The organism is Pseudomaricurvus sp. ABR4_320 (assembly GCF_056159445.1).
In genome coordinates this window covers 1-5950 of record NZ_JBSWVF010000040.1, presented here as the reverse complement: position 1 = coordinate 5950, position 5950 = coordinate 1, and the positions used below count along the sequence as shown (strand labels likewise).

Annotated in this window: 2 protein-coding genes and 1 pseudogene; all 3 read right to left on the bottom strand. The window is 45.2% G+C overall.

Features of this window, described 5'->3' with window-relative positions; translation table 11 throughout:
• Positions 1-134 precede the first annotated feature (134 nt).
• Positions 135-1805 (bottom strand): annotated as a pseudogene (locus ACXAFR_RS26995) (calcium-binding protein); the annotation flags it as partial.
• Positions 1806-2567: 762 nt separating this feature from the next.
• Positions 2568-3944 carry an HlyD family type I secretion periplasmic adaptor subunit gene (locus ACXAFR_RS26990; protein WP_475183184.1) on the bottom strand — a complete coding sequence of 459 codons (1377 nt, stop codon included), beginning with the start codon at positions 3942-3944 and terminating at the stop codon, positions 2568-2570.
• A gap of 28 nt (positions 3945-3972) precedes the next feature.
• Positions 3973-5950, bottom strand: a 1978-nt coding sequence (locus tag ACXAFR_RS26985; RefSeq protein WP_475183181.1) for a type I secretion system permease/ATPase, incomplete at its 5' end; no start/stop codon positions are given.

Here is a 5950-nt window from a genome sequence, read left to right as displayed (position 1 = left end):
ACTCTACGCAGGCGTGCTTAACGCGACAGAAAAATGGACTCACCCGGTACAAAACTGGAATCTGACACTGTCACAAATGGCCATTCATTTTGAACGCCCTCTCCATGAATGAGGTCATCCCCAGCGCCCCCCCAAATTGTGTCATCACTGTCTTTAGAGGGAGAGTCCTCACTCGATCCACCGCTAATTGTATCGTTACCGGCGCCGCCATAAATCGTATCGGAGCCGCCTCCACCAAATACTACATCATCACCTTCTTCGGCGAAAATGATATCATCACCTCCTCCTGAGAATACGTGATCACTTCCTGAGCCTGCGTAAACAGTATCTTTCCCGTCGTCTCCGCTACCATCTATTGAAGTGGATGAAAAGGTATATCTATTTTCGGAATGGTCGACGTTCCACGTAAAATCTGATGCAACCCAGTTTTTATCCGAAATAATATAATCATCACCTTCATTGGCATAGATAGTATCATCGCCTGAACCTCCGGCTAATACTTCTCCTCCAGCCGCTCCGACCAATAGATCATTGCCTTCGCCTCCCGCTAGCCAATCCCTATTAGAGTTATTACCTTGGGTTGATTGGAAGTCTTCTACTTGGTTGTTGGCATATAATTGATCATTACCCGCGCCACCTGAAAGAATATCGGTTCCGGTTCCACCAATTAGAATATCGTTACCTTGCTGTCCCCAGATTTCGTCATTGTTTCCACCTCCATACAGTACGTCGTTTCCACCTCTCGCTTCAATATAGTCATTTTCATCGCCGCCATAAATGAGGTCATTCTGTGAACCACCAAACAGAACATCTCTTCGAATCTCTATTTCATTACCAACGATAAGATTACCAAGTTGATTGTACTCGACTTGAATCCCAGGCTCTGACAGGTCTTGATCTAGAGGTGCAAAATCACCGTATATTTCATTGTCGAAATTCGCATTTGATTGGTCAATAATGTTTGCCAGTGTAGTTTGCGATTCCGCATAACGACGAAAAGTTGTAGTGGTATCACTAACTAAATTTTCTATGACCTTGATAAAAGCATCTATTTGTCTTTGAACGAGTTTATTATTTAGTGTGCTAGCTTCTGAGTATGACGCTAGAGTTACTGTGGCCGTATCTATTTGCGCAACTAGAAATTCTTTTTTGTTAGAAAAATAATTAGAAAGTAATTCGACCTGTTTGGCGGGCAATTCCGAAATATAACTACTATATTCAGCCTCTAGATTATCTAAAGCTGAATTTATTATGTTGTGTATCTCAGATTCTGCAAATCCGATTAAAAGAGACTCAACAGTATCTGAGACAAATAGTATTTTATCATTATATATGTTTGTGATCGTTTGCTTTGCAGTCTTATATTCTAACTTTAAGTCTGAATTCGAAACCTCTTCAAGATTATCCACATTTTCTGAAAATTGCTCTCCAATGTCTCCAATCCTAGTTGATAGTAACGCGAAAAAATCTTCTTTTATAGATCCGCTGTCTTGATAGTCAGGATCTAAGAGAGAGAACTGTTCGTCTACATAATCATTAAAATCCGACTGTACAGATTTTGCGAGCACCGGAATATCGGTATAAAAATCGCTTTTTACCTGTGCTCTGTTGATAAATACTGACGAAACATCATTTAGGATACTAGCTGCGGCCTCGGCGACGCTTTCAGATGCGGAATCCGCCAAATCTCCGGCACCGCTAATGATAAAATCACTAATTCCATCTCGATTAGCAATAATTAACGCCGCTGCACTTAATGTAAATATCGGCAATGCTAAGGATGTTCCGGTTGCAAGTGCGCCCATGGTTGCTAAACCGGAAGCAAGATTTAATAACGACGCGACAACATCAAGAGGCTCCGACTCAGGATTGTTAATTTTCCTTGCTAAATCTGCGATAGATAATGAAGCACCCAATTTACCTAAGCCATATTTTGTTACTACAGTAGCCGTCGGATATTGTTTCTGCAGCTTTGAAAAAGTGATAGCCAAATCTGCAACAGCAACAGCGGTCGAAATGATAGCTAATTCATTCGCTTCATCAGTCTTTCCACTATCGGATTTTTTATTATAAATATCTGTTGTATTGGAAAATATATTTGCTCCTGATACGAGAATGCTTCCCCACTCTTGTGCTGTATACATTGACTTCATGTCTAAATCCCTTTCATCTTGTTAAAGTTAATATACATGTAATAAAAAAAAATACTAAAGCGCTCCCTACACCAATTCCTGAAAAAATTGTAACCAAGAAGAATACTTTTGATGCCTCTTTTAGTTCATTCTTTTTATACTTGTGGACCATTAATACGCCTGTAATTCTTGATAAAATACAAAACAATAAACAGATAAAAAGAATTAAATAGATCGTTATGAATGAATTTTTAAAGTACAGGATAGTGCCAATAGGTACATATAGTAAAAAAGTTAATAAAAGAACCATTGTATGTTTAGTAGTTTTTATTGTCTCAATCATTTTTACGTAGTCATCTTCGTCATTCATTTTGAAGCCTTTATGTTTGCAATGGTGAATAGTTTCAAAGTAAACAATGATTAATTTTATAAAAATTATCGCTCGCCTACACTTTCGTCAACTTTCCGCATCAGCGGCGACAACACAAACTCAATCAATTTTCGCTTTCCCGTTTTCACTTCCGCCATCACTGCCATACCGGGTAGCAGGCTGACGGTTCGCTGATCGATCTGCATACTGTCGCTATCCAACCGTAATCTGAGTTTATAGACGAGCCCCTTCACATCGTCGATGATCGCATCCGCCGTGACATCGATCACCTCTGCATCAATAACGCCGTACTTGGTAAAGTTAAAGGTATTAATTTTGACTTCAGCCGACTGCCCCTGAAATACAAAGCCGATATCCTTGTTATCCAGTATGGCTTCTACCTCTAAAAAGTCATTGTCGGGCACCAGCTTCATCAGGGTTTGGGCTTCTGTCACTACGCCACCAATGGTATTGACCGCCAGTTCCTGTACCCGACCACTGACAGGAGCGTAAAGAATCTGTTTTGCGTTCAGGTCTTCAGCTTTTGCCAGTTCCTGGACTAAATTGTGTTGCTGCCGCTCCAGCTCATCTCGCTCTGTCAGCCAGCGGCTTTGAGTTTCGGCAATAAGTGACAGTAGCTGTTGGTCTACTGTCTTAATGGCCGCCTGCTGTTGGCGCAGTTGTGCCTGTAAACTGGCCAGGGTCTGTTGTTGCTCGATACGTGTTTGTTCCAGTTGCAGGTATTCCATTTCGGGGGCCATTTGCCGAGCAACCAGATTCTTCAATGCCTCTGCGCGCCGGGTAATAAGTGGCAGGGTCTGCTGGTGCTGTGCTACCTGCTCCTCGGTGACCTGCCGAGCAGCTTGTGCTTCGGCTTTCTGACTTTTCAACGTGTTCAACCTGGCTTGAAACTCCAGCCATTCCTGCTGTAAAAGGATCTTTTGTCGAGTCAATTCTTTGGTTGATCGCTCAGTACTATTGGGCTCAGGCAGCTTGTTGTTCTCGTCGCTTAAAGCCGTTAACAGAGCCGACTTTCTTCGGCTCGACCGACTACTGTAGGCGAGCTCCTGGCGCAGGCGGGTCTGTTCTGCCTCCGTTAGTGTGGAATCCAGCGCGACCAGCGGGTCGCCTTGATTAACACGCTGACCTTCACTGACGTAGACGGTTTTGACCACGCCTTTCTCATAAGGCTGAATGGTTTTAACTCGAGAACCGGCGATGATTTTACCATCGGCTACCGCGACAATATCGACTTCGCCAAAGGACGCCCACACAATGCCAATGGTAAAGAGCAGTATCAGGGCAATACCCAGCCAACGGCTGGCTGGCGAAGCGGGTCGCTCCAGTATTTCCAGAGCCGCCGGTAAGAACTCCAGGGTGTCTTTCGGCAGCTCGTGGCGTAAAGATTTGCTATTTGACGTTTCCGTACTATTGCTCGACATCTGAAAAGCCTCCAGTGCTCAACGTCGCCTATCCGTGGGATTCAGTCGTTACACGACCAGGTGATGCGCTACGGTTATCCGAAACGGTTTTGATCCTGGGTGAGTGATTCTGATAGCTGTATAGCTGAGCATAGTAGCCCTGCTGGTTTAGCAGCGTGTTGTGATCACCCTGCTCGATGATCTGGCCGTTTTCAACGACGAGAATTCGATCACAGTGACGCACGGTAGAGAGTCGATGAGCAATGATAAAAACGGTACGACCACGGCAGATAGCGGCCATATTCTCCTGAATTTTGCGTTCAGATTCGTAATCCAGGGCGCTGGTTGCTTCATCAAAGATCAGAATGCGAGGGTCAGAGAGCAGGGCTCTCGCAATGGCGATACGCTGCCGCTGTCCGCCCGATAGATTGCAGCCATGCTCACCGACGGCGGTGTCATATCCTTCAGGTAGATTCAGTATAAATTCATGAGCACCGGCCAACGTCGCGGCTCGTACCACGGCAGACATCGGCAAGCCCGGATTCGTCAACGCAATATTGTCGCGAACGCTGCGATTGAACAAAAAGTTCTCTTGCAGTACAACACCAAGATTGCGACGTAACCAGGCTGTATCGACCAATGACAAATCGACGCCGTCAATCAATACCCGCCCTGCTTCCGGCACATAAAACCGCTGTATTAATTTGGTTAACGTGCTCTTACCCGACCCAGAACGCCCAACGATACCAATGACTTCCCCTGGAGTTATTTTTAATGACAAATTATCTATGGCGACAGGGCCATCGGTACGATAGCGAAAGCGCACGTTCTCAAAGGTTACTTGGCCTCTAAGGGTTGGTAAGGTACTGCGGTTGGGGTTAAAGCCTGGCTCGCGCGGCGTATTGAGAATATCGCCTAGGCGCTGTATGGAGATACCCGCTTGTTGAAAGTCCTGCCAGAGCTGAACCAGCTTCAAAATGGGGCCGGATACCTGCCCTGCCAACATATTAAAGGCGACCAGCATACCAACGGTCATATCCCCAGCCATGACGGCGTATGCGCCAAAAAAGAGAATGCCAAGGGTGGATAGCTTGCTGATAAACCCAGCAATCTGACCTGAAACATTGCCCACCTGTTGTGTTGCAAAAGACGCATTTACATACTGTGCGAGCTGTTCTTCCCAACGACGTTGCATCTGCGGTTCAAGGGCGCAGGCTTTTACGGTTTCAACGCCGTGAATTGACTCGGTTAGAAACGCCTGATTGGCTGCTCCATATTGAAATTTTTTATCCAAACGCGTTCTTAACATCGGCGTGATAATGGCTGACAGCAATACGTAGAGAGGAATAGTCCCGAGCACAACGAAGGTCAACGTCGGACTGTAGTACCACATCACCGCAAAAAACACGGCTGTGAAAATCAAATCTATGCAGAGTGTGAGAGCCGAACCGGTTATGAAATTCCGCAGCGTATCTAGCTCTCTCACGCGAGCCACACTCTGGCCAACTTGTCGAGCTTCAAAATATGCTAATGGCAGACCGATCAAATGGCGGTAAAGTCTTGCGCCTAACTCAACGTCCACTCGATTGGTTGTGTGACTGAAAACGTAATTACGGACTCCGCCTAACAGTGCATCAAATATGGCAATGACCAGAAAACCGATGGCCAAGACTTCCAGGGTACTGATTCCCCGATGTACCAGAACCTTATCCATGATGACTTGGAAAAGCAGCGGCGTTATTAACGCGAATAGCTGAATAAAAAACGACGCAAGAATGACTTCTCCAAACAGCTTTCGATACTTTAATAGCGAGGGAATAAACCAAGAAATATCAAAATGTTGTTGCAGGCGCTCATTAATACTCTCTCGCCGCGATATCAATATGATTCGGCCGGACCAAAGTTCTACGAGTTCCTTTTCACTGATTGTACGTGGCGCTTTTTCTCGAGGGTCGTGAATTAGAAAATTGCGATCTGATTCAGGTGTCGTCTTTTGACCGATGCGCGCAAGAATCAAATAGTCTCCG

What these genes read in the sequence shown, in the direction of transcription:
- ACXAFR_RS26990 (WP_475183184.1), bottom strand. Translation starts at nt 3,944, where the DNA reads ATGTCGAGCAATAGTACGGAAACGTCAAATAGCAAATCTTTACGCCAC.